This window comes from Streptomyces sp. NPDC040432, assembly GCF_055595445.1.
The window spans coordinates 1-22,674 of sequence record NZ_JBVIVP010000030.1 but is presented as its reverse complement, the minus strand read 5'-3'; the positions used below and the strand labels follow the sequence as shown (position 1 = coordinate 22,674).

Annotated in this window: 24 protein-coding genes; 2 read left to right on the top strand and 22 right to left on the bottom strand. The window is 70.7% G+C overall.

Going from position 1 to position 22,674, the window contains the following annotated elements; genetic code table 11:
- Positions 1-23: 23 nt before the first annotated feature.
- The 21 genes from ACZ58N_RS35195 to ACZ58N_RS35095 all read right to left on the bottom strand — a co-directional run bounded on the left by ACZ58N_RS35195 (position 24) and on the right by ACZ58N_RS35095 (position 19,590).
- A complete protein-coding gene (locus tag ACZ58N_RS35195; protein ID WP_471168670.1) occupies positions 24-965 on the bottom strand; it encodes a ribose-phosphate diphosphokinase in 942 nt (313 codons plus the stop codon).
- 14 nt (positions 966-979) lie between these two features.
- Positions 980-2,062, bottom strand: a complete 1,083-nt coding sequence (locus tag ACZ58N_RS35190; RefSeq protein WP_471168545.1) for an alkene reductase — start codon at positions 2,060-2,062, stop codon at positions 980-982.
- A gap of 68 nt (positions 2,063-2,130) precedes the next feature.
- Positions 2,131-3,075: a pseudouridine-5'-phosphate glycosidase gene (locus ACZ58N_RS35185; protein WP_471168542.1), complete on the bottom strand. Its 945-nt coding sequence runs from the start codon at positions 3,073-3,075 to the stop codon at positions 2,131-2,133.
- Between the two features lie 10 nt (positions 3,076-3,085).
- Positions 3,086-3,319, bottom strand: coding sequence for a tautomerase family protein (locus ACZ58N_RS35180; RefSeq protein WP_389708331.1), 234 nt, complete (start codon positions 3,317-3,319; stop codon positions 3,086-3,088).
- Between the two features lie 134 nt (positions 3,320-3,453).
- A complete protein-coding gene (locus ACZ58N_RS35175) occupies positions 3,454-4,389 on the bottom strand; it encodes an EamA family transporter (protein ID WP_471168539.1) in 936 nt (311 codons plus the stop codon).
- Positions 4,386-5,054 carry a uracil phosphoribosyltransferase gene (gene upp / locus ACZ58N_RS35170; RefSeq protein ID WP_471168536.1) on the bottom strand — a complete coding sequence of 223 codons (669 nt, stop codon included), beginning with the start codon at positions 5,052-5,054 and terminating at the stop codon, positions 4,386-4,388. Before upp ends, ACZ58N_RS35175 begins: the two co-directional genes overlap by 4 nt.
- Before the next feature lie 110 nt (positions 5,055-5,164).
- Positions 5,165-5,851, bottom strand: coding sequence for a phosphoribosylanthranilate isomerase (locus ACZ58N_RS35165; protein ID WP_389708325.1), 687 nt, complete (start codon positions 5,849-5,851; stop codon positions 5,165-5,167).
- Positions 5,852-5,997: 146 nt separating this feature from the next.
- Positions 5,998-6,960 carry an alpha/beta hydrolase gene (locus ACZ58N_RS35160; protein WP_471168533.1) on the bottom strand — a complete coding sequence of 321 codons (963 nt, stop codon included), beginning with the start codon at positions 6,958-6,960 and terminating at the stop codon, positions 5,998-6,000.
- Positions 6,961-7,003: 43 nt separating this feature from the next.
- Complete coding sequence (locus tag ACZ58N_RS35155) at positions 7,004-7,174, bottom strand: hypothetical protein (protein ID WP_471168530.1); 171 nt, start codon at positions 7,172-7,174, stop codon at positions 7,004-7,006.
- 7 nt (positions 7,175-7,181) lie between these two features.
- Positions 7,182-7,682, bottom strand: coding sequence for a nuclear transport factor 2 family protein (locus ACZ58N_RS35150; protein ID WP_471168527.1), 501 nt, complete (start codon positions 7,680-7,682; stop codon positions 7,182-7,184).
- An 82-nt stretch (positions 7,683-7,764) separates the two neighbouring features.
- Positions 7,765-8,739, bottom strand: coding sequence for a Gfo/Idh/MocA family protein (locus tag ACZ58N_RS35145; protein ID WP_471168524.1), 975 nt, complete (start codon positions 8,737-8,739; stop codon positions 7,765-7,767).
- Positions 8,739-10,145, bottom strand: coding sequence for an NDP-hexose 2,3-dehydratase family protein (locus ACZ58N_RS35140; RefSeq protein WP_471168522.1), 1,407 nt, complete (start codon positions 10,143-10,145; stop codon positions 8,739-8,741). Before ACZ58N_RS35140 ends, ACZ58N_RS35145 begins: the two co-directional genes overlap by 1 nt.
- On the bottom strand, positions 10,142-11,446 hold the full coding sequence (gene rfbH / locus ACZ58N_RS35135; protein WP_471168519.1) for a lipopolysaccharide biosynthesis protein RfbH: 1,305 nt from the start codon (positions 11,444-11,446) through the stop codon (positions 10,142-10,144). Before rfbH ends, ACZ58N_RS35140 begins: the two co-directional genes overlap by 4 nt.
- On the bottom strand, positions 11,443-12,453 hold the full coding sequence (gene rfbB / locus ACZ58N_RS35130) for a dTDP-glucose 4,6-dehydratase (RefSeq protein WP_471168516.1): 1,011 nt from the start codon (positions 12,451-12,453) through the stop codon (positions 11,443-11,445). The genes rfbH and rfbB overlap by 4 nt, the downstream gene beginning before the upstream one ends.
- 97 nt (positions 12,454-12,550) lie before the next feature.
- Positions 12,551-12,787 (bottom strand): acyl-CoA carboxylase subunit epsilon, encoded by a 237-nt coding sequence (locus tag ACZ58N_RS35125; RefSeq protein ID WP_471168514.1) that lies wholly within the window; start codon positions 12,785-12,787, stop codon positions 12,551-12,553.
- 35 nt (positions 12,788-12,822) lie between these two features.
- Positions 12,823-14,385: an acyl-CoA carboxylase subunit beta gene (locus ACZ58N_RS35120; protein WP_471168511.1), complete on the bottom strand. Its 1,563-nt coding sequence runs from the start codon at positions 14,383-14,385 to the stop codon at positions 12,823-12,825.
- A 361-nt stretch (positions 14,386-14,746) separates the two neighbouring features.
- The gene (locus ACZ58N_RS35115; RefSeq protein WP_471168509.1) at positions 14,747-15,391 is read right to left on the bottom strand and encodes an antibiotic biosynthesis monooxygenase family protein; all 645 of its coding nucleotides are present in this window, start codon (positions 15,389-15,391) and stop codon (positions 14,747-14,749) included.
- A 73-nt stretch (positions 15,392-15,464) separates the two neighbouring features.
- Positions 15,465-16,382 carry an MBL fold metallo-hydrolase gene (locus tag ACZ58N_RS35110; protein ID WP_471168506.1) on the bottom strand — a complete coding sequence of 306 codons (918 nt, stop codon included), beginning with the start codon at positions 16,380-16,382 and terminating at the stop codon, positions 15,465-15,467.
- A gap of 41 nt (positions 16,383-16,423) precedes the next feature.
- The gene (locus ACZ58N_RS35105; RefSeq protein ID WP_471168503.1) at positions 16,424-16,930 is read right to left on the bottom strand and encodes a flavin reductase family protein; all 507 of its coding nucleotides are present in this window, start codon (positions 16,928-16,930) and stop codon (positions 16,424-16,426) included.
- A gap of 123 nt (positions 16,931-17,053) precedes the next feature.
- Positions 17,054-18,322 (bottom strand): ketosynthase chain-length factor, encoded by a 1,269-nt coding sequence (locus ACZ58N_RS35100; protein ID WP_471168500.1) that lies wholly within the window; start codon positions 18,320-18,322, stop codon positions 17,054-17,056.
- Positions 18,319-19,590 (bottom strand): beta-ketoacyl-[acyl-carrier-protein] synthase family protein, encoded by a 1,272-nt coding sequence (locus ACZ58N_RS35095; RefSeq protein WP_471168499.1) that lies wholly within the window; start codon positions 19,588-19,590, stop codon positions 18,319-18,321. The genes ACZ58N_RS35100 and ACZ58N_RS35095 overlap by 4 nt, the downstream gene beginning before the upstream one ends.
- A gap of 610 nt (positions 19,591-20,200) precedes the next feature.
- Between ACZ58N_RS35095 and ACZ58N_RS35090 the strand changes: the two genes are divergently transcribed.
- Positions 20,201-20,575 carry a hypothetical protein gene (locus tag ACZ58N_RS35090; protein WP_471168497.1) on the top strand — a complete coding sequence of 125 codons (375 nt, stop codon included), beginning with the start codon at positions 20,201-20,203 and terminating at the stop codon, positions 20,573-20,575.
- Positions 20,569-22,017, top strand: coding sequence for a multicopper oxidase family protein (locus ACZ58N_RS35085; RefSeq protein ID WP_471168494.1), 1,449 nt, complete (start codon positions 20,569-20,571; stop codon positions 22,015-22,017). The genes ACZ58N_RS35090 and ACZ58N_RS35085 overlap by 7 nt, the downstream gene beginning before the upstream one ends.
- Before the next feature lie 87 nt (positions 22,018-22,104).
- Here the strand turns inward: ACZ58N_RS35085 and ACZ58N_RS35080 are convergent.
- Positions 22,105-22,674, bottom strand: a 570-nt coding sequence (locus ACZ58N_RS35080; protein WP_471168492.1) for an adenosylhomocysteinase, incomplete at its 5' end; no start/stop codon positions are given.

Sequence of the window (22,674 nt, the reverse complement as noted above, 5' to 3'; positions counted from 1 at the left end):
CGTCGGCCCGCCCGTCCGGATGGTCACCGGCTTTGCAGCAGCCGGGTCACCGATCCGTTCTCGAACACCTCACGGGCCGCGCTCGCGATGAGCGGGGCGATCGACAGGACGGTGACCTTGTCCAGTCCGAGGGCCCCGGGCACCGGGAGGGTGTCCGTGAAGACGAACTCGCTGACGCGCGAGTTCTTCAGGCGGTCCGCGGCGGGCCCGGAGAGCACGCCGTGGGTGGCCGCCACGATGACGTCCCGCGCGCCCTGGGCGAACAGGGCGTCGGCCGCGGCACAGATCGTGCCACCGGTGTCGATCATGTCGTCGACCAGGACGCAGACCCGGTCGCGGACGTCACCGACGACCTCGTGGGCCGTGACCTGGTGGGCCACGTCCTTGTCGCGCCGCTTGTGGACGATGGCCAGCGGCGCCCCCAGCCGGTCGCACCAGCCGTCCGCGACGCGGACGCGGCCGGCGTCGGGCGAGACCACCGTGAGGGACTCGCGGTCCACCTTGGCGCCTATGTGGTCCGCGAGGACCGGCATGGCGAAGAGGTGGTCGACGGGGCCGTCGAAGAAGCCCTGGATCTGGTCCGCGTGCAGGTCGACCGTGAGGATCCGGTCCGCGCCGGCGGTCTTGAGCAGGTCCGCCACCAGGCGGGCCGAGATGGGTTCCCGGCCGCTGTGCTTGCGGTCCTGTCGGGCGTATCCGTAGAACGGCAGGATCACCGTGATGCTCCGCGCCGAGGCCCGCTTCAGCGCGTCGATCATGATGAGCTGTTCCATGATCGACTTGTTGATCGGGGCCGTGTGGCTCTGGACCACGAAGCAGTCGGCTCCGCGCACGGAGGCGTGGTAGCGGATGTAGATCTCGCCGTTGGCGAAGTCGATCGCCTTCGTCGGGACGAGCGTCGTGCCGAGCTCGGCCGAGATGGCCTCGGCGAGCCCGGGGTGCGCCCGCCCCGAGAAGAGCAGCATCTGCCCGGAGTCGCTCACGCGGCGCCGGCCGCGGCGTGCGTCGGGTAGTCGGTGTAGCCGGTGTGGTCGCCGCCGTACCACTTGGTCGTGTCGTCCTGCGCCAACGGGGCGTCGGTGCGCAGGCGCTCGACCAGGTCCGGGTTGGCGATGAAGGCCGACCCGAAGGCGATGGCGCAGCCGACGCCGGTCTCCAGCGCCTCGGTGGCGACGGCCTTGGAGACCGCGACGCCGTTCTCCGGGTGCGGGCACAGGATGATCGTGCCGGTCCACTGGGCGCGCAGGGCCGCGGTGTGGTCGCGGTCGCCGCCCTCCAGCAGGTGGATGAAGGCGATGGGCGGCAGGGCCGCGACGAGCGCCTCGTAGATGGCGCGGGTGTCGCCCTCGACGATGTCGTTGTACGGGTTGGCGGGCGAGATGCGCACGCCGACGCGGTCGGCGCCGATGCGCTCGGAGACCGCCTCGATCACCTCGATCGCGAAGCGGATGCGGTTCTCGATCGGGCCGCCGTACTGGTCGGTGCGCCGGTTCGAGTTCTCCGCGAGGAACTGGTGGAGCAGGAATCCGTTGCCCGCGTGGACCTCGACCCCGTCGAAGCCGGCCTCGATCGCGTTCTGCGCGGCGTCCGCGAACTCCTTGACGACCTCGGCGATCTCCTCGACCGTCAGCGCGCGCGGCTCCGGGTAGTCCAGCGGGCCCGCGGGACCGTAGGCCTGACCGGCCGCGGTGACGGCGGACGGGGCGACGGACCGGTGGCCGCTCGGGTAGAGGTCGGGGTGGCCGATGCGGCCCGCGTGCATGAGCTGCGCGACGATCTTGCCGCCGGCCGCGTGCACCGCCTCGGTGACGGGCTTCCAGGACTCGACCTGGGCCTCGGAGTGCAGGCCCGGGCTGTTGCCGAAGCCCTGGCCGACGACGCTCGGCTGGACGCCCTCGGTGATGATGAGGCCGGCGCCGGCGCGCTGGCCGTAGTAGGTGGCCATCAGGTCGGTGGCCAGGCCCTCGGCGGTGGCGCGGTTGCGGGACATGGGTGCCATGACCACTCGGTTGCTCAGGGCCAGCTTCCCCAGAGTGACCGGCTCGAACAGCTTCTCGGACATGTGACTCTCCAGATTCGGGTCAACGCGTGGTACGGAGTGGAGCGGGAACGCCGGAAGGGCGCGGCGGATCAGCCGCCCGCGCGCTCGGCGAGGTGGCGGGAGTGCGCGACGGCGAGGCGACCCGCCGCTTCGGCACAGGTGGCGAGGACGGCCATGTTGGCGCGGGCGGAACGGCCGTCGGTGGCGGCGTCGACGGCACGCATCAGGTACTTGGTGATGCCCTGGCCGGAGACCCCGTCGCGGGTGGCCTCGGCGACGGCGGCCCGGATGGCCGTGTCGACCTCGACCGAGTCGATGGCGTCCTCCTCGCGGACCGGGGTCGTGATGAGGAAGGAGCTGTTGTTGCCGAGCGCCCAGTGGGCCTCGATGGCGCGGGCGATCTGCGTCTCGTCGTCCAGGCGGTGGGGCGCCCGGTGGCCGCTCGTACGGCAGTAGAAGGCGGGGAAGTCGTCCGAGCGGTAGGCGACGACGGGGACGCACTGCGTCTCCAGGTACTCCAGCGTCAGGCCGAGGTCGAGGATCATCTTCGCGCCCGCGCAGACGACGGCGACCTTGGAGCGGGTGAACTGGATGAGGTCCGACGAGACGTCCCAGGTCTCCTGGGCGCCCCGGTGCACGCCGCCGATGCCGGCGGACGAGAAGAAGGGGATCCCCGCGAGTTCGGCCGCCACGACGGAGGTCGCCACCGTGGTGGCGCCCAGGCCGCCCTGCGCGAGGACGACGGGCATGTCCCGGCTGGACACCTTGGGGATGCCCGGGAGCGAGGCGAACCGCTCGACGTCGGACTCCGACATGCCGACCCGGATCTCGCCGGCCTCGATGCAGATCGTCGCCGGCACGGCGCCACCGGCCCGTACGGCGTCCTCCACCTTGCGGGCGGTGGCCGCGTTGTCCGGGTAGGGCAGGCCGTGCGTGATGACGTTGCTCTCCAGGGCGACGACGGCCCGGCCTTCGTGGAGGGCCTCGCGGACCTCCTCGGTGTAGACGACGGGGATGCCGCTGCTTGCGCTCATCGGGGTTCTCTCAACTCTCGTTCCAGTAGCCGGGCGCCTTGAGGAGCAGATCCCGGCGGGCCGCAATCTCGTCGAGGACCTGGATGTCCCAGTCCTCCGGTGTGACCGGCTCCAGGGAGATCGAGACGGTGTCCTCGCCGGTGGCGAAGGTGCGCGTCACGGCGGCGGTGACCGCCTCGTCGATCTCCCTGAGCTGCTCGGCCGTGAAGTTCCTCGGGTAGTGCCTGACGTGGATGTGGGGCACGGACTCGGTCCTCTCACGGGTCGTCGTGGGGGGTGGCACACCGCGGACGGGGGAGGCCGCGGTGTGCCGACCACCACTCCGCGTCCGGCCCGGGGGCAGGCCGGCGTGGAGCTCGGGGGCGGGAAGCAGACCGGTCAGGCCTGTACGGATTCCCGCGGGTTGGTCGGGGTGGGCTCGGTGTCCGGCTCGGGCTTCGGTTCCGGTTTCTTCCCGCCGCCCCGGGGCTGGGCCAGGATGACGGCGGCGACCACGGTCAGGGCGCCGGCGATCTGGAGCGGCGACAGCGCCTGGTCGAGGACGAAGTAGCCGAGCAGGGTGGCGGCCAGGGGCGAGGCGAAGCTCAGGAACGAGACGGCCAGGGCCGGGAGCCGCTGCACGCCGCGGAACCAGATCGCGTAGGCGAACAGGGCCCCGATGATGCCGAGGTAGGCGAAGCCCCAAAGGTTCTCGGCGGTGAGCTCGTCGGGCAGCCCCTCGCCGATCAGGGTGATCGGGAGCAGGACCAGACCGCCGACGGTCAGCTGCCAGCCCGTGAAGGGGAGCAGGCCGACGCCCTCGGGGCGACCCCAGCGCTTGGTGAGCACGATGCCGGAGGCCATGCTGACGGCTCCCAGCAGGCCCGCCACGACACCCGTCGTGTTGAGTCCGGCGTTCGGCTGGAGGACGAGCAGGCCCACGCCGGCCGCGCCGAGCACACAGGCGGCCACGTGGACCGGCTTGATCTTGTCCTTCAGCAGGAGCGCGCCCAGCATCAGCACCAGCATCGGCTGGATGGACATCACGAGGGCCGCGACGCCGCCGGGCAGGTTGTAGGCCGCCAGGAAGAGGAGGTAGAAGAAGGCGCCGATGTTCAGGACGCCCAGGACCAGGGCCCGCCACCACCAGATGCCGCGCGGCAGGGTCCGTCCGATCAGGACCAGCACCAGGCCGGCGGGCAGGGCGCGCAGCAGCGACGCCAGCAGCGGCCGGTCGGCCGGCAGGAACTCGGTGGTGACCAGGTAGGTCGAGCCCCAGATCGCCGGCGCCAGCGCGGTCAGCGCGGAGTCCGTCAGCGTGCGGCTGCTCCTCATCGGACCACGGCCGAGTCGGTCGTGCCGAAGTAGCGGTCGCCGAAGTCGCCGATGCCCGGGATCATGAACGCGTTCTCGTTCAGTCGCTGTTCGACCGAGGAGGTGACGATCTTGACGGCCGGGTGCACGCGGTGCACGGCCTCGATCCCCTCGGGCGCGGCGATGAAGTTCACGAAGACGATGTTCTCCTCGCGCACGCCCGCCTCCAGCAGCACCTCGATGGCCGCGTTGGCGCTGCCGCCGGTGGCGAGCATCGGCTCCAGGAGCAGGATGTGCCGGTCGGCGATGTCGTCCGGGAGGTTCTTGTAGAAGAGGTGCGGGAGCTTGGTGGTCTTGTCCCGCTGGATGAGGATCTTGCCGACGCGGACGTCGGGCACGACGGTGCGCAGTTCGTCCAGCATGGAGTCGCCGGCCCGGATCACGGGCACCGCGCACAGCTTCGCGGCGAACTTCAGTCCGTCGTAGGTCTCGCCGACCGGCGTGGTGGCCTCGTGCTTGTCGAACGGCAGCTGGTCGAACGCCGATTCCAGGAGGAGGCGGATGATGCGCCGGGAGTAGAACACGAAGTCCGCGCGGGACGCACCGCGGTCGCGGATGATCGTGTGCATGGCCCGCAGCTGGTTGGTCTGCGGCAGCGGGTGGACGTTGTGGTGGCCGGTCGCCATGAGAACCTGCTTCTCGTCGGTCGGTGGAGACGGGCTGCGACCCGGCCCCGGGGGCCCCGCGAAGGGCCCCCGGGCCGCCACAGCCACGTGGTCGGGAGGTGCCGCCGGGATCAGGAAGCGATCTCGGCGAAGGCGCGGCGCGACTCGGCCACGAACTTCGCGACCTTGGCGCGGTCCTTGCGGCCGTCGGGGCCCTCAAGGAGGCTGTGCGCGTCGACGGCGGCGGGCTTGACGAACCGGATCGCGTCGGCGACGTTCTCCGGGCTCAGACCGCCGGCCATCATCAGGGGCTTCGGCGAGCGGCGGACGAGCTCCGCGCTGACGTTCCAGTCGTGGGTGAGGCCGGTGGCGCCCTTGGCACCCGTGGCCGGGTTGAAGGTGTCGGTGATGAACATGTCCACCCACTCGGCGACGTCGTCGACGAGCTGGAGCAGCTCCTCGGCGTTGTCCTCCTTCACGACCAGGCTCTTGAGCACGTACAGGTCGGGGCGGTTGGCCTTGAGCTTGCGCAGCTGCTCCGGCTCCACGTCACCGTGGAGCTGGACGGCCTTGACACCGAGCTGGGTGGTGAACGCGCTGATCTCGTCCGCGTCCGTCAGGTAGCTGATGAGGACGCCCTCCTGAGGGGCGACCAGACCGGCGATGATCTCCGTGGCCGCGGCCTCGGATATGTCGTCCTTGCCCGACGGGAGGCGGAGCGGGAAACCGAACCAGTCGACGCCCTCCTCGGCCAGCAGCTTGGCCTCTTCGGCGTCGATGATTCCGGCGACCTGCACCAGGTCCTTCACGTCACTCATGTGTGTTCCTTTTCGGGATGAATCATTCTGAATCGAGCGGGTACCGGCAGAACGAGTGGACGTGTCCCTGTGATGACGGATTTCGTTACACGTCACGGGATGCTCACGAAAAGCCTCTTAGGTACTGATCCACGGGTCAACGGGCTTTATGTCAGATCCACGTCAACCTTTTTCAGGTCCGGGTCAGGGCCCGTCAGAACCGGGGCGCGGACCGCGTTCCGGGCCAACAGGCGCTCTTCCAGGAAGGACACGACACGCAGGTGGTAGGCGCGCGCCGCCCATCCCAGGCTGATGTTGTGGCCGGCGTCGGGTTGACGGACCACCTCAGTGGACGCCATCGACAGCGGAGCGAGTAATTCCTCCACCGCGTCCGGATCGTGCCTCCACCATTGCTCCTGCTCAGCGAAGGTGAAGCGGACGGGAACCCGGATCCGAGCCGCGACGGCGGGGTACGCCGCGGGCCACTCCAGGATCTCCCGGGCCTCCACCTCCGGTACGGGCCGCAGCAGTTCCTGCCCGAGCCGGAAGGCGTCGGGCGGGTAGAACCGCAGCGCCCCCCAGTGCCGGCGCCACTGCACCGGGCCGCCGGAGCCGGGCAGCGCGGCGCGGTCCACGGCCAGCCGGCGGGCGATCCCCGAGACGTCCACGCCGAGCAGCGGAGCCCCGATCGGATCCGCATCCGGCCCGCGGTCGCCCAGGGCGGCGGCGGTGGACAGGGCGAGGCGCCCCCCGTTGGAGTGGGCGACGAGCAGCAGGCCCGCCCCGACGTCGTACGCGCCGGCGAAGTCGGCCAGGGCCGGGAGCAGGGTGGCGGTCTGCCCCGCCAGGTCCTGCCCCTCGGGCAGGGCCGCGGCCGAGGCCCCGTACCCGGGCCGGTCCAGGGCGAGGACGGCGTGCCCGAGCGAGGCGCCGAGTTCCAGCAGGGAGAGGCCGGGCCGGGCCCGGCTGTCGAAGTACCCCGCGCTCATCCCGGCGCCGTGCAGGGCGACCACCAGGGCCCGGGGGGCGTCCCCCGGCGGCATGGCGAGCAGCCCGGACAGCGGGATCCCGCCCCCGTCGAGGGTGACGGCCCGGATCACGGGCGCACCGGGCGGCGGTGAGGGGGCCATGCGGAAACCTCCTGGCGGGGCGGGCGTACGGGGCGGGGCCGGGTCAGGGGCCGCGGCGGGCGGACCGGCCCCGGGCGACGGCGAGCCCCCACAGGGCCCGGCGGCGCAGCAGTGTGGTCATCGTCGGCGCGCACGGCCGGGCAGCGGCGTGCGCGGACGCGCGTACGGCTTGCCGGGCAGGCAGCCGGTAGCCCGCTCTCTGCACGGCGTTCACCGGGTTCTCACAGCCGGCCTCCGACGAACTCGGGCAGGCGGTCGCCGGAGTCCCACACGACGTGGTAGGCGACGCGGTTCAACCGCCAACCGGAGTCGGTCCGTACGGCGGCCGCCACGCAGTGGCCACCGACGTCGAACCGCTGCTCGGCGGGGTCCGCGTCGTGGTGGACGTGGAAGGTGAGCTGCTGCACGCGCAGGGTGGCCCGGTCACCGTCGAGGCCGATGAAGTGGTTCGAGGCGAGGTGGTGCGAGCGCGCCCAGCGCGCTCCCGCCTCCCGCTGGAAGGCGGCGAACCCCTCGATTCCCTCGGTCGAGCCGATCGGGAAGGTGAAGGTGACGTCCTCGGTGAACAGTTCGGCGAAGCGGGCGGTGTCGGGCTCGGCCTCCCCGTACGTGTCGAGGGCGGTGACGTACCGGTCGAACAGGTCGCGCAGGTCGGCGCGGTCGCGCAGGATCCGCACCTGCTCGCGCAGGTCGGCGATCTCGTCGTCGTGGGTCGAAAGCATGGCCTCTCCAGAAGTACGGAGTACATGGGCGGGGGGCGCGCCGGACCGTGGTCCGACGGCGCCCCCCGGCGGGTCGCGCGCCTCACACGAGGCGCGCGCTCCGATTGATGGCGTCGAGCAGTTCCGCCTGGCGCAGCAGGACCGGTTCGGGTCGGGCGCCGACGCGGACGTCCGCGACGAAGGCGGCGACGGAGCGGAGCACCTGGTCGTCCGGGGCGAGGCCGATCTCCTCGACGCCGGTGGAACGTTCGAGCCGGATCGTGGGCGGGTGTGCGGCGGGCGGAGTGAAGGCCCGGTCGACGGTGACGCGTCCCAGACTGCCGGTGATCTCGTAGGTGCTGCGGTAGCCGTGGTCCAGTCCGAAGGAGAGCTGCGCGGTGACCCCTTCGGGGGTGCGGAGCAGGGCCGTGCCGGCCGTGTCGACGCCCCGGCCGGGGCCGTCGGGGCCGCCCCGGGTGAGGACGGCCCCCTCGGTCTCCAGCCGGTCCCCGAGGAAGTGCAGGGCCGCGCGGACCGGGTAGACCCCGGTGTCCCACAGCGCGCCGCCACCGAGGGCGGCGTCGTAGCGGATGTCGGTGTCGGGAAGCCTCGGGATGGTGAACTCGGCCCGCAGGGAGCGCGGTTCCCCGATGGTTCCGCCCTCCACGAGGGCCCGGACGGCGGCGTGCTGGGAGTGGTGGACGAACATCACGTTCTCCCGCAGCACCAGGCCGGCGGCTCCGGCCAGGTCCACCAGGCGGCGGGTGGCCGCCGGGTCGGTGGTGAGGGGCTTCTCCGCGAGGACGTGTTTGCCCGCGCGCAGCGCCGCCTCCACCCATTCGGCGTGCAGGGCGGCGGGCAGCGGGACGTACACGGCGTCGATGTCGGGCCGCGCCAGCAGGGCCCCGTACCCGGTGACGGCCTCGCAGCCCGCCTCCTCGGCCGTCGCACGGGCCCGGGCCGCGTCGCGGCCGGCGACCGCGACGAGTTCGATGCCGGACGCCGCCCGCAGGGCGGGCAGCATCCGGCGGCGTGCGATGTCGGCGCAACCGATCACGCCGATGCGGACGGCGTCCATCAGAGGGTTACCGCCCCCGAGGTCAGGCAGGAGAGCAGGGTGCGCGCCTGCACGTTCAGGTAGTGGTTGTGCCGCAGCAGGCCCACGAGCTGTGCCGGGGTGGCCCACAGGTAGCCCGGCGGGGCCTGGAGCGGGGCCTGGTCCTCGTCCGCGTCGAGGAACAGGTAGCGGCTCTCCGCGTTCAGGAACCGGCCGCCCTCCTCGGAGTGCAGGGCCTCGTAGCGGATCCGCGCGGGGTCGGCTTCCAGGACCAGGTCGAGGAACGCGGGCCGCTCCTCCTGCGGCAGGTGCGCGTAGTTCGAGGGCGTGTACTGCACGGTCGGGCCGAGTTCCACCGTGTCGGCGAACCCGCCCTCGACGCGGGCGTGGACCAGCACGTGGGGCACCCCGCCGATCCGCCGGGTCAGGAAGGCGGTGACGCCCACCCCCGTCGGTTCGAACAGCGGCTGTGTCCAGCCCGATACCTCGCGGCTACCGGCCTGGACGCCGACGGCGACGACGCCGAAGTAGCGCCCCTCCTCGTGGTCGATGGACTCCTCGCCGCGCTTCCAGCCGGGAAGGCCCGCGAGCGGTACCCGTTCGGCGCTCACGTCGTGGCGGGAGCGTTCGGCGGTGAACCAGGACAGCAGCTCGGTGTCCGAGTGCACGGCGACCGCTGCGGCGTCCTGGAGGGGCGCGCAGGCCAGCACGGTGCGGGCGTCCATGTTGACCACGTTGTCCTGGCGCAGCAGCTCGCCGATCTCGCCGAGGGTCAGCCAGCGGAAGTCGTCGTGCTCGGGGACGTCGCCGACCGCCTCGACGAGCATGTTGCGGTTGCTCTTGCGGTGGAACCAGGAGCCGTGTTCGGACTGGAGGACGTCGGCCAGCACCCGGCCTCGGCCGGGTCGGGTGAAGTACTCGATGTAGCGGACGTCGGCGCCCTTGTGGGCCTTGGTGTAGTTGCTGCGGGTGGCCTGCACGGTCGGCGACAGTTGGAGCAGGTTGCGGTTGCCGGGCTCCATCTTGGCCTGCATCAGGAAGTGCGGGACGCCGTCGAACTCCTTGACCAGGATGCCGAGGATGCCGACCTCGGGCTGGCGGATGATCGGCTGGTGCCAGGTCCGTTCGCGGCCGTCGGAGCCGGTGGTGACGCGCAGGCCCTCGACGGTGAAGAACTTCCCGCTGCGGTGGCCGAGGTTGCCCGTGTCCGGGTCGAACGACCAGCCGTCCAGGTCCGCGAAGGCGATCCGGTCCACCCGGAAGCGGTGTGCCCGGCGGCGCTCCTCCAGCCAGGTGTGGACGTCCGTGGTGTGCGCCGCCGCGCCCCGCGCGGCGCCCGTCGACCGGGACAGCCGCAGCGGCAGTCCCTCGTCGACGCGGGCGACCAGTGCCGGGGCGGCGGCCGGGGAGGTGGTGGGGCCGGTCACGCGTGGCCTCCCACGAACTCCTTGACGGAGGCGATGACGTAGTCGAGCATCTCGTCCGTGAGCGCCGGGTACACGCCGATCCAGAACGTCTGGTCGGTGATGATGTCGCTGTTGGTGAGGTCGCCGACGACGCGGTGCGGCCGGCCGATGTAGGCGGGGTGGCGGGTCAGGTTGCCCGCGAACAGGCGCCGCGTGCCGATCTTGCGGTCCTCCAGGAAGTCGACCAGGGCGGCCCGGCTGTAGGGGGCGTCGGGGTCCACGGTGATCGCGAACCCGAACCAGCTCGGGTCGCTGCGCGGGGTGGCCTCGGGCAGGATCAGGTGCGGGACGCCGTCGAGGCCGTCGCGCAGTCGGCGCCAGTTGCGGCGGCGGGCGTCGCAGAAGTCGTCGAGCTTGTCGAGCTGGGTCAGGCCGAGGGCCGCCTGGATGTCGGTGGCCTTCAGGTTGTAACCGACGTGCGAGAAGATGTACTTGTGGTCGTAGCCCTCGGGGAGGGTGCCCATCTGGTACTTGAAGCGCTTGAGGCACTTGTTGGTCTCGCCGGGCTCGCACCAGCAGTCCCGGCCCCAGTCGCGCAGCGATTCGATGATCCGCGCGAGCGCCAGGTTCGAGGTCAGGACGCAGCCGCCCTCGCCCATGGTCAGGTGGTGGGCCGGGTAGAAGCTGACCGTCGTGATGTCGCCGAAGGTGCCGGTCAGCTGCCCGTCGTAGGTGGAGCCGACGGCGTCGCAGTTGTCCTCGATCAGGTACAGGTCGTGGTCCTGCGCCAGCTGCGCGATCTCGGCGACCTCGAAGGGGTTGCCGAGGGCGTGCGCGATCATGATGGCGCGGGTCTTCGGGCCGATGGCCTGCGCGACCCGCTCGGCGGTCGTGTTGTAGGTGCCGAGTTCGACGTCGATGAAGACGGGGACGAGCCCGTTCTGGATGATCGGGTTCACGGTGGTCGGGAAGCCCGCGGCGACCGTGATGACCTCGTCGCCCTGCTTGAGGGCGCGGTCCTCCAGCAGGTGCGAGGTGAAGGCCGTCATGGCCAGCAGGTTCGCCGAGGAACCGGAGTTGGCCAGGTGCGCCTTGCGGTGGCCCATCTTCCGGGCGAACCGCGACTCGAACCGGCGGGAGCTGGGACCGGCCGCGATCCGCATCTCCAGGGCCGCCTCGACCAGGGCCGCGCGGTCGCGCTCGTCCAGGACCGCTCCGGCCGGCCAGATCTCGGTGGTGCCGGGGACGAAGGGCCCCTGGTCCTGCGCGTCCTGATGGAACTTCGCGGTCTCGTCGAGGATGAGTCCCTTGTGGACGTTCATGACGTGGTTCCTTCCCGGCTCTGTCGGCCGAAGTCGTCGCTCTGGTGTTTCACGGCCTTCCACCAGCCGGGGTTGTCGCGGTACCACGCGACGGTGTCGGCCAGCCCCTGCTCGAAGGAGACGCGCGGCGCGTACCCGAGCTCCTCGCGGATCTTGGTCTCGTCGAGGGCGTACCGCAGGTCGTGCCCCTTGCGGTCGGCCACCCGGTGGACCGCGGAGGCGTCGGCCCCGCACAGGGCGAGGAGGCGTTCGGTGATGTGCAGGTTGGTCTGCTCGTTCCCGCCACCGATGTTGTAGACCTCGCCGGCGCGGCCCTTGTCGAGGACGAGGGCGATGGCCCGGCAGTGGTCGTCGACGTGGAGCCATTCGCGGATGTTGCGTCCGTCGCCGTACAGCGGCACCCGGAGGCCTTCGAGGAGGTTGGTGACGAACAGCGGGATCAGCTTCTCGGGGTGCTGGTGGGGCCCGTAGTTGTTCGAGCACCGGGTGATCGACACGTCGAGGCCGTGGGTCTTCCAGTACGAGCGCGCGATCAGGTCGGAGGCGGCCTTGGACGCGGCGTACGGGGAGTTCGGCAGCAACGGCCACTCCTCCGTCCAGGCGCCCTCGGCTATCGAGCCGTAGACCTCGTCGGTGGAGACGTGCACGACGCGCCGCACACCGGTGGCCAGCGCCGCGTCCAGGAGCGTCTGGGTACCGCCGACGTTGGTGCGGACGAACTCGGCGGCGGAGTGCACGGAGCGGTCGACGTGGGACTCGGCCGCGAAGTGGACGATCGCGTCGTGGCCGGGCAGCAGTTCGCGCAGCAGCGCCTCGTCGCAGATGTCGCCGCGGACGAAGTCCAGCCGGGGGTGCGCGGCCGGCAGGTTGTCCCGGTTGCCCGCGTAGGTGAGCTTGTCGAGGACGGTGATCCGGGTGCCGTCGTGCCCGTCGTACCCTCCGTCGAGCAGGGTCCGGACGAAGTGCGAGCCGATGAACCCGGCTCCGCCGGTGACCAGGAGCCTCATTCCGCCACCTCGAAACGCGTCCGTCCGAGGGCCTCGCTGACGAGGTGTGCCATGTTCGTGTCTCCTTGCGGGGAAAGGAAGAAAAAGTTCCGTGCCGTCAGGCGGACCGCGCCTCGGTCGAGTTGTCGCGCCAGGTGCGCGGGCCGAGGAAACCCCGGACCCGTTCGGGCCGGTGCCAGCTGGCCAGGGCCGGGCCGCTGCCGGCCGTACCGCCGTGTTGGCCCTCGGCGGCCGCCGACCGGGCGAGGACCACCGCGGTGAGCGCCGCCAGTTCCTCGGCGTCGGGATGCCCCTTCACCACGCGGATCAGGTGTCCGGGCTGCTGCGTGTCCATGGGGTTCTCCTCGTCCGGTGCCGGACCGCCGGCACTCACTGGGGCGGGTTCCCGTGCTTGCGCGCGGGCAGGTCGGCGTGCTTGGCGCGCAGCATGGCCAGCGAACGGATCAGCACCGAGCGGGTGTCGCGCGGGTCGATGACGTCGTCGATGAGGCCGCGCTCCGCCGCGTAGTACGGGTGCATCAGCTGGTCCTTGTACTCCGCGATGCGCTGCGCGCGGGCGGCGTCGGGGTCGTCCGCCGCGGCGATCTCCCGGCGGAAGACCACGTTCGCGGCGCCCTCGGCGCCCATCACGGCGATCTCGTTGGTGGGCCAGGCCAGCGCCAGGTCGGCGCCGATGGAGCGGGAGTCCATGACGATGTACGCGCCGCCGTACGCCTTGCGCAGGACCAGGGAGATCCGCGGGACGGTGGCGTTGCAGTACGCGTACAGCAGCTTGGCGCCCCGCCGGATGATCCCGTTGTGCTCCTGGTCGACGCCGGGCAGGAAGCCGGGCACGTCCACGAGGGTGACGAGCGGGATGTTGAAGGCGTCGCAGAACTGGACGAACCGCGCGCCCTTCTCGGAGGCCTCGATGTCGAGGACGCCGGCCATCGCGGCGGGGTTGTTGGCGACGATGCCGACGACGTGTCCGTCGAGCCGGGCCAGCGAGCAGACGAGGTTCGGCGCCCAGGCCGGATGGACCTCGAAGTGGTCGCCGTCGTCGACGACCTCCTCGATGACCTTGCGGATGTCGTAGGCCTGCCCGGACTGTGTGGGAACCAGGTCCAGCAGGGCCTCGTTGAGCCGGTCAGCCGGGTCGCCGGAGTGCTCGACGGGGGCCAGCTCACGGTTGTTGGAGGGCAGCAGCGCCAGGAGGTAGCGGACCTCTGCGATGCAGGTCTCCTCGTCGTCGTACGCGAAGTGCGCGACGCCCGAGGTGCCGGCGTGCACGTCGGCGCCGCCCAGCCCGTTCTGGGTGATCTCCTCGCCGGTGACGGCCTTGACGACGTCCGGGCCCGTGATGAACATCTGCGAGGTCTCGCGGACCATGAAGACGAAGTCCGTCAGCGCCGGCGAGTAGGCGGCGCCGCCCGCACAGGGACCGAGCATCACGCTGATCTGCGGGATGACGCCCGAGGCCCGGGTGTTGCGCCGGAAGATGCCGCCGTACCCGGCGAGCGCCGAGACGCCTTCCTGGATGCGGGCGCCGGCGCCGTCGTTCAGCGAGACCAGCGGGGCGCCGGCCTTCTCGGCCATGTCCATGATCTTGTGGATCTTCTCGGCGTGGGCCTCGCCCAGCGCCCCGCCGAAGATCCGGAAGTCGTGGGCGTAGACGAAGACCGTACGGCCGTCGACCGTGCCCCAGCCGGTGACGACGCCGTCACTGTACGGCTTCTTCGCCTCCAGCCCGAAACCGGTCGCCCGGTGCCGCCGCAGCGGCTCCACCGCGGTGAACGAGCCCTTGTCCAGGAGGAGCGATATGCGCTCGTGGGCCGTGAGCTTGCCCTTGGCGTGCTGGCGCTCGGTCGCGCCCTCGTCGCCGCTCCGTGCGGACTCCTTGATCCCGTTGAGCTCATCGATCCGGGACCGGATCGTGTCGTCCGTTCTGGACATGGTTCTCCCACCCTCTCTGCGGGTCGTTGATCGGACTGCTCCGGCACTGAGCGCGCCCGCGGTCCGGGAGTCGGGCAGACACGTCGGCACGGCCGACTGCGGCGGATCAGGCTTCCGAGCGCCCGGTGCCTGCGCGGTGCGGCCGCCGCGGCGGCGTGGAGGCCCAGGCGGTTGGTTGACCCAACCCTGTCCCATGACGCTTGAGCTCCGCTGCCTTGCGCGTCCAGGTCCGCCGGAGGGACGGGGTGTGCGCCGGACCCGGACGAACCCGCGGCGGCGCACGCAAGGAAGCCCCGACAACGTACGGCCTCGGCCGGCGGCCGGGTCCGTACGTTGTCGGGGCGAGGGCCCGCTCGCGTACTCAACCGGCCGAGCGCGTGTGGACCACTCGGTAGGTGTTGTACTCGGCCGACAGGGTCAGGCCGCGTGCCCGGTCCCGGGACTCACGGACGTGCAGCGGCCACTGTTCCTCGGGCACGTCGTGGAACCCCCAGTAGGTCTCCTCACTCTCCCACTGCGCGTAGTTGACGACGAAGGTGCCGTCCAGCCCTCGCACGACGCTGTGGGATACGTAACCGGGCAGCAGGTGGACCCACTCGTCCCGCGGACGGGTCAGCTCGTCGATGAGAGCCTGCTGGTTCTCCGGGGACACCCTCAAAATGGCGATCGAGGTCCAGTCCTGCCTGTCCGACGAAACCTCGATCCGCTCGTCCACCAGCGGGTGGTGCTGGGAGGAGACGACCTCACCCTTCCACAGTTGGTCGCCCTCATGACCGGCGGTTGCGAAGTGCGCCTCCAGTTCCTCGGCGCTGCTCCACTGCGTGTATTCGGCTGCGCCCGGCTTCGTGACGCCGGAGTGCAGACTGGAGGAGACCCACCCCTGGTGGGCTGCGGCGTCGATGCTTCGGCGCTTGGTGTCGAGAACGCGTTCCTGGCTGTCGCGGTCCTCCAGGGCGAACACCTCGATGGCCGTGAAGTAGCCGAACTTGGGATTGATGTAAGGCATGGTGTCCCTTCCGAACAGACGCCGGGGCGTCGACGGTGTGCAACGCGGGGGTAACGGAGGGGCCGTACGTCGTTCAGGCGGCGCAGGCGGGAAGACCGCCGTGGAAGTCGACCATTTCGGAGAACAGCTCACCGATGTCGAGGTGGTGCCCCGGCGCCGCGCCGCCGGCTTCGGCGTAGGCACGATGGAGGTTGGGTACGAGGCGCTCGCTGTCGAGCAGGTCCGCGAAGGGGCCGAGGTCGGCCTCACGGGCCGTTTCCAGCGGGGTGAGTCCGGCCGCCAGCCCTTCGCGCGCCAGACCCTGCACGTGACGCAGGTAGGCGGCGGTGGTGTCGAGGATTTCGACGCCGCCCACCGGACCGTGACCGGAAACGACGGTGCGGGGGTCGAGCGCCCGCAGCTTTTCGATCACGGCGAGGGAGCCGGAAAGGGAACCCGTCAGACAGAACGGCGTCGCACCGGACATGACGATGTCGCCTGTGAAAAGGACGCGCTGGTCAGGCAGCCAGACCACCGTGTCGTTCGTGGTGTGCGCGGTCCCCAGGTGCATCAGCTGGGCCCGAACGTCGCCCAGGTGCAGGGTGAGCGTCTCGCGGAAGGTCAGGCTCGGCAGCTCGACGGCGAGGTCGCCCCAGCAGACGTCCGGCCACAACCCTGTCAGGTGCAGTCCGGCGAGGTCCATCTCCGCACGCGTGGCCTCGTGGGCGATGATCACCGCGTCCTCGGCGAACAGCCGGTTCCCGAAGGTGTGGTCGCCATGGGGATGAGTGTTGACGACGAAGCGAGGGGCGTGCGGAGTGACCTGCGTGAGCATGCTCTTCAGCGCGGCAGCGCGTGACTCGGTGGCCGCCGTGTCGATCAACAGGGGACGGCCGCCGGCCGTGATGAGGCCGGCGTTGTTGAGGCACCAACCGCCGTCGGGCTGGACGTACGCGTGGACCTCCTCGGCGACCTCGACCAGTCGAGCGGCGGACGGGGGGCTTGCGGTCACTGTTGTCTCCTGGATCGGAGTCGGCGGCCCGGAACGGGCCTTCACGAGGGGGACGAGGCCACGGCCATGCCTGCGGCCGGCCGGGTGAAGCTCCGGTTGTGGTAGACGAGCGGCGCACCGCCGCTCACGGACACCTCCTCGACCCGACCGACGAGGATGCTGTGATCGCCCCCGTCGAGCACGTCGTGGAGAGTGCAGGCGATGCGGACCGTCGCGTCGGGCAGGCCCGGGAGACCCAGCTCGCAGGGCTCCATCCCGCTGTCGGCGAACTTGTCGTGGCCCGAGCGGGCGAAATGGCTCGCGACGTCGGCGTGCCGCGCCGCCAGGACGTTCACCAAGAAGCGGTCACCGGAGACGAAGGCCTGGTGGCAGGAGGCCGTCTTGGCCGGACAGACCAGCACCAGCGGCGGGTCGAGCGAGAGCGAGGTGAAGGAGCCGGCGGTGAAACCCCAGCGCCGGCCGGTCGCGTCGACGGTGGTCACGACGGTGACCGGGGTGGGCACCTGGGCCATGGTGCTGACGTATTCGCTGGGCTTGAGCGTGGGCAACGGTCCTCCTGGCTCTCGAAGTAGGGGTGGGGCGGCCCGGTGCCGGAGCGGGCGTCCGGTCCACCAGGTCGCGAGGTCGAGGCCGGCGCCGGCCGAGGGGCCGGCCGGTGGGCATCGACGCCGCTAGGCAGCGCGGACCACCATCGCGGCGTTGAAGCCGCCCCGTCCCCGCGCCAGGACCAGAGCCGTGCGCAGCCGGTTCGGCCGGCGTACCTCGGTGACCAGGTCGATCGGGCAGTCGGCGGCCGGAGGGCCCACGTTCACGGTCGGCGGTATCACCTGGTCGCGCAACGCGAGCAGGGCGGCCGCCAGGTCGAGTGAGGCTCCTCCGGCGGCAAGCCGACCGGTCATGGTCTTGGGCGCGGTCACAGGGACGCCGTACTCCCCGAAGAGTGCGGCGATGGCACGCGCCTCGTCACGGTCGGTCGACCGGCGTCCTGCGGCATCGGCGAAGACCACGTCGACGTCCGCGGGAGTGAGCCCCGCTTCGCGAAGGGCGAGTTCGGCGGCGGCCTGGAGGCGGGGGGTGCCACCCGAGCCGGGTGCCGGGTCGAAGGTGGAGGCATAACCCGCGACCGATCCGTAGACCGTCGCACCCCGCTCACGGGCGGAGTCCGCGGTTTCCAGGACGAGCAGCGCACCGCCTTCGCCCGCCACATGGCCGCTCGCGTCGGCGGAGAACGGAACGTACGCCCGGTTCGGGTCCTCTTCGGCGGTCAGTTCACCACCGGCGAGGTGCGCGGCCCAGCCCCACGGGCAGATCGAGGAGTCCACACCGCCGGTGACCAGCAGTCTGACGCCCCTGCGGAGCTGTCGGCGGGCTTGGGCCACGGCGTCGAGACCGCCGGCTTGCTCGGTGACGAGGACGCCACTGGGCCCACGCAGGCCGTTCTTAATCGAAATCTGACCGGTGTTGACCGCATAGAACCAGGCGAACGACTGGTAGGCGCTGACGTACTGGCCACCCTTGCTCCACAGCGCCTGGAGTTCCTTCTGGCCGAACTCGAAACCGCCGGCGGAACTGGCCGTGATGACACCGGCCGAGAAGTCGGGCAGGGCCGCGACATCGACGCCCGCGTCGGCGAGAGCCTCGTCGGCGGCGGTCAGCGCGAGCCTGGTCATGTGGTCGGTCTGTGGCAGGAGCCGGCCGGGAATGTGCTCGGCGGCGTCGAAACCGGGAACCTCCCCGGCGAGTTTGGCCGGGTACTGGGCGGCGTCGAAGCGACCCACCGGCCGGATGCCGCTCTCGCCGCGCAGGACCGCGCTCCACCATGCTTCGGTGCCCAGGCCGTTCGGCGCGGCAACACCTATGCCCGTGACGACAGGGGCGGCCGTACGGACGCCGCGATCCGCGGTCGCCGTGCGGGTGGTCGTGGGGGTCTCGGCGGTCATGCTGCATCTCCCAGGCGCGGGCGGGTCAGAATCATGGCGCTCTGGAAGCCGCCGAATCCGCTGCCGACGCTGAGCACGGTGTCGGTGCGCTGCTCGCGCGCGACGAGCGGGGTGTAGTCCAGGTCACAGGAGGGGTCGGGCGTGTGGAGATTCGCGGTGGGTGGCACCGTGTTGTGCTCGATGGCCAGGGCACTGGCTGCGATCTCCAGGGACCCGATGGCGCCGAGCGAGTGACCGATCATCGACTTGATGGAGCTGACGGGAACCTCGTAGGCCCGATGCCCGAGGCTCCGCTTGAAGGCGGCCGTCTCGTGGCGATCGTTCTGCTTGGTGCCCGAACCGTGGGCGTTGATGTAGTCGATGGCTGTGGGGTCGAGGCGAGCCTCGTCCAGCGCGACGGTGATCGCCTCCGCCATCTCCGCGCCGTCGGCCCGAAGGCCCGTCATGTGGTACGCGTTGCAGCGGCTGGCGAAGCCCGCGATCTCCGCGTAGACGTGGGCGCCTCGGCGCCGGGCGCTCTCCAACTCCTCCAACACCAGAACGGCGGACCCCTCACCGAGCACGAACCCGTTCCGGGATGCGTCGAACGGCCGCGAGGCGGTCTCCGGATCGTCGTTGCGCGGCGAAGTCGCCTTGATCGCGTCGAAACAGGCGACGGTGATCGGGGAGATGGGCGCCTCGGTCGCACCCGTGATCATCACATCGGCACTGCCCTCGCGGATCAGCTCGACGGCGTGCCCGATGGAGTCGAGGCCGGAGGTGCAGCCGGTGGACACCACCGACACGGGGCCCTGGGCGTTGACGCGCCAGGCGACCTCGGCCGCCAGCGAGCTCGGTACGAAGTAGTCGAAGAGGTGCGGGACGGCCAGGGTGTGGTCCACCTGCCAGGTGCTGCCGCCCCGGCTCACCGCGTTGTACTCGGTGTCCAGGCCCATGGTGCAGCCGACCGCGCTGCCGAGTGTCACACCGGTACGCGTGGGGTCCAGTTCCGCACCGGCCAGCCCGCTGTCACGCAGAGCCTCGCCGGCGCTGACGATCGCGAACTGAGCCGCTCGGTCGAGGCGCAGGGCCTCTTCGGCGGTGAATCCGTGGTCGAGGGGATCGAAATCCGCCTCGGCTGCGATGCGGGATCGGAACGGGGAGGCGTCGAACAGGCTGATGGCACGGGTCGCGGTCCTGCCGGAGGTGAGCAGGGACCAGTACTCCTTGGTGCCCACTCCCCCGGGCGCGACCACGCCGATTCCGGTGATGACGACGCGTCGGGTCATTGGGTGTCCTTCACGGGTGAGTCCTTCTGCTGTGCTGTCGGTGCGGCGCGGTCGCCGGGCGTATCCGGTGGGCGGCGCCGCCGGCGAGCCGGTCACCCCCTGTCATTCCGTGTCTGCTGGACGAGCCTGGGCAGCTCCGCTCGACGTCAGGTCGAAGGTTGCTGGTGACGTGGCGGGGAGGACCCGGCCCGGTGGGAGGCCCCGGGCCGGCGGACCGGGTTCCAGCCCGTCTCTAGCGGGCTCTGCCAGCCTGGCCCCCTGGTACACGAACTGGGGGAAGTTCATGTCGGATCGGGACGAAGTCCCGGCGCGCCTTCGTGCAGTCGGAAGTCCGGCGGGCTCAATGCGCGGCTCGTTGGACGTCGCCGTACCGGGCGACACGGTACGAACGGCTGCGGGAAGCAGCGAGCCGGCACTTCGAACGCGGTCCCGGGGCCCGGCTCCCCTGCGTCCCGCCGCGCTCGGACTGTTCGCCTTCGCGGCCACGGCCGCCATCGCCTGGGTGACGCACGATCGAGCGAAGCCCCCCGGACCACAGCCGGGTGACCATGCGTGGTGGCACGGCGGGCCGGACCCGGCCGGCGCCCCGATTCCGTCGGAGGTGGCCGGGATGGGATCCGTACTCGCCCTCGCCGCCGCGGCGCTGTACCTCGTGCTGCCCCTCATAGCACTGGCCGCGTACCTGCTGCGCCGCTCCGAGAGCCGCCTGCGGACACCCGGCATGGGGACGTTCTCCGTGCAGCTCTCGTTCGTCGCCGCCGCGTCTGCGGCGAGCGGCGTGGTGACCGTTCCGGTGACGGTCCTGGCCATGGCCATCTCGCCGGGAAAGGCCGCGGCCCTTTGGCCGGCCATCGCCGACAACACCGTCTCGGTGGTGCGGCTGTGCGTCCTGGCGGGCCTGCTGCTCGTGTTCACCACCGGCCTGCCCTGGGAGCCGCGGCGCACCGAAAAGACACTCCTACGAAATGAGCCTGGTCCATGCTGAATCGTCGGAACCTGATGAAGGCGGGTGCCGTGACCGGAGCCGCTGCCGTATTCCCGTGGGACCGGGTAACCGGTGGTGGCTCCGCCTCCGCCGCGAGCTCAGCGGTCGAGGTGGCCGCCGCCGTACCGTTCGACCATGCGATGCCCGTACCTCCGGTCCTGTCGCGCACCTCGGCCACCGCCACCTCCGACCTGTACGAGATACGGATGCGGGAAGCCGAGGTGGAGATCGTCAAGGGCCTGAAGTCGAAGGTCCGCACCTACAACGGAACCTTCCCCGGACCCACCATCCAGGCCCAAGCCGGCCGCGAGGTGGCGGTGCGCCAGATCAACGAACTGTCCGTGAACACCGCGGTGCACCTGCACGGCGGCCACGTCCGCTCGGAGCACGACGGTCTGCCCATGGACGTCATCGCACCCGGAGCGGAACGCACGTACCGCTATCCCAACAAGCAGCGAGCGTCGTCCCTCTGGTACCACGACCACGCGCACCACCTTGAGGACACGAACGTCTACATGGGCATGGCGGGTCTGTACCTGTTGAGCGACCGCGAGGACCAGTACCTCCCGCTGCCCAAGGGTTCCTACGACGTCCCTCTGGTGATCCGCGAAGCCCTGGTCGAGGCCAACGGCAACCTGTTGTACACCCGCCCGTCGGACTGCTCGAACGTGCTGGTCAACGGAAAGGAGCGGCCGTACTTCCAAGTCGCCGCCCGCAAGTACCGGCTGCGCATCTACAACGCCAGTGTCAACCGCTACATCAAGCTGCGCTTCGCGGACGGGACACCCTTCACACAGATCGCCAGCGACGGTGGTCTGCTGGAGGCCCCGGTCGAACAGACGGAACTGGTCATGCTGGGCGGCGAACGCGTCGAGGTCGTCGTGGACTTCTCGCGGTACGGCGTCGGCAAGTCCATCGTCCTGGAGAACACCGGTGCGCGCCCCAACGAGCGGCCCGAGGTCATGCGCTTCGACGTGGTCCGCAGGGCGATCGATTTCAGCTGGGTCCCGGGGCGCCTCTCGTACATCCCGCCGTTGCCGAAGGCGACCGTCGAGCGCGACTTCGAGCTGCGCACCTTCCCGGCCATGACCATCAACAACAAGGCCTACGACCCCGCCCGGGTCGACGTGCAGACCAAACTCGGCACGACCGAGATCTGGAACGTCAAGAACATGGAGGCGCCCGCCGCGCCGGGAGCGCACGACTTCCACCTGTGGCACAGTTTCCACACCCACTTGACGTTCTTCCGTGTGTTGGAGCGGAACGGCCGGCCGGCCGGCGTCCGTGACGCCGGGCTGAAGGACACGGTCACGCTCGGGCCGAATGAGAACGTGAAGATAGCCATGACCTGGGGTCCGTACGCGGGCCAGTACCTCTTCCACTGCCATCAGCTCGGCCACTCCTCCGGCGGCCAGATGGGCCGCATCGACGTGGTCGAGTAGCAACTGCTGCGGACCCCGGCTGCTGGTACCGCACGTGGAACAGCCCCCCGCCGTGCTGCGGGGGGCTGTTCCACGTGCGGGTCAGGATCAGTAGCGGTAGTGGTCCGGCTTGTACGGGCCCTCGACCTTGACGCCGATGTAGGCGGCCTGCTCGGGGCGCAGGGTGGTGAGGCGGACGCCGAGGGCGTCGAGGTGGAGGCGCGCGACCTTCTCGTCGAGGTGCTTGGGCAGCACGTAGACGTCGGTCGGGTACTCGGAGGGCTTGGTGAACAGCTCGATCTGAGCCAGGGTCTGGTCCGCGAAGGAGTTCGACATCACGAACGACGGGTGGCCGGTCGCGTTGCCGAGGTTGAGGAGGCGGCCCTCGGACAGGACGATGAGGACCTTGCCGTCGGGGAACTTCCAGGTGTGGACCTGGGGCTTGACCTCGTCCTTGACGATGCCCTCGATCTTCGCGAGGCCGGCCATGTCGATCTCGTTGTCGAAGTGGCCGATGTTGCCGACGATGGCCTGGTGCTTCATCTTGGCCATGTCGGCGGCCATGATGATGTCCTTGTTGCCCGTCGTGGTGATGAAGATGTCGGCGGTCTCGACGACGTCGTCGAGGGTGGCGACCTGGTATCCGTCCATCGCCGCCTGAAGGGCGCAGATCGGGTC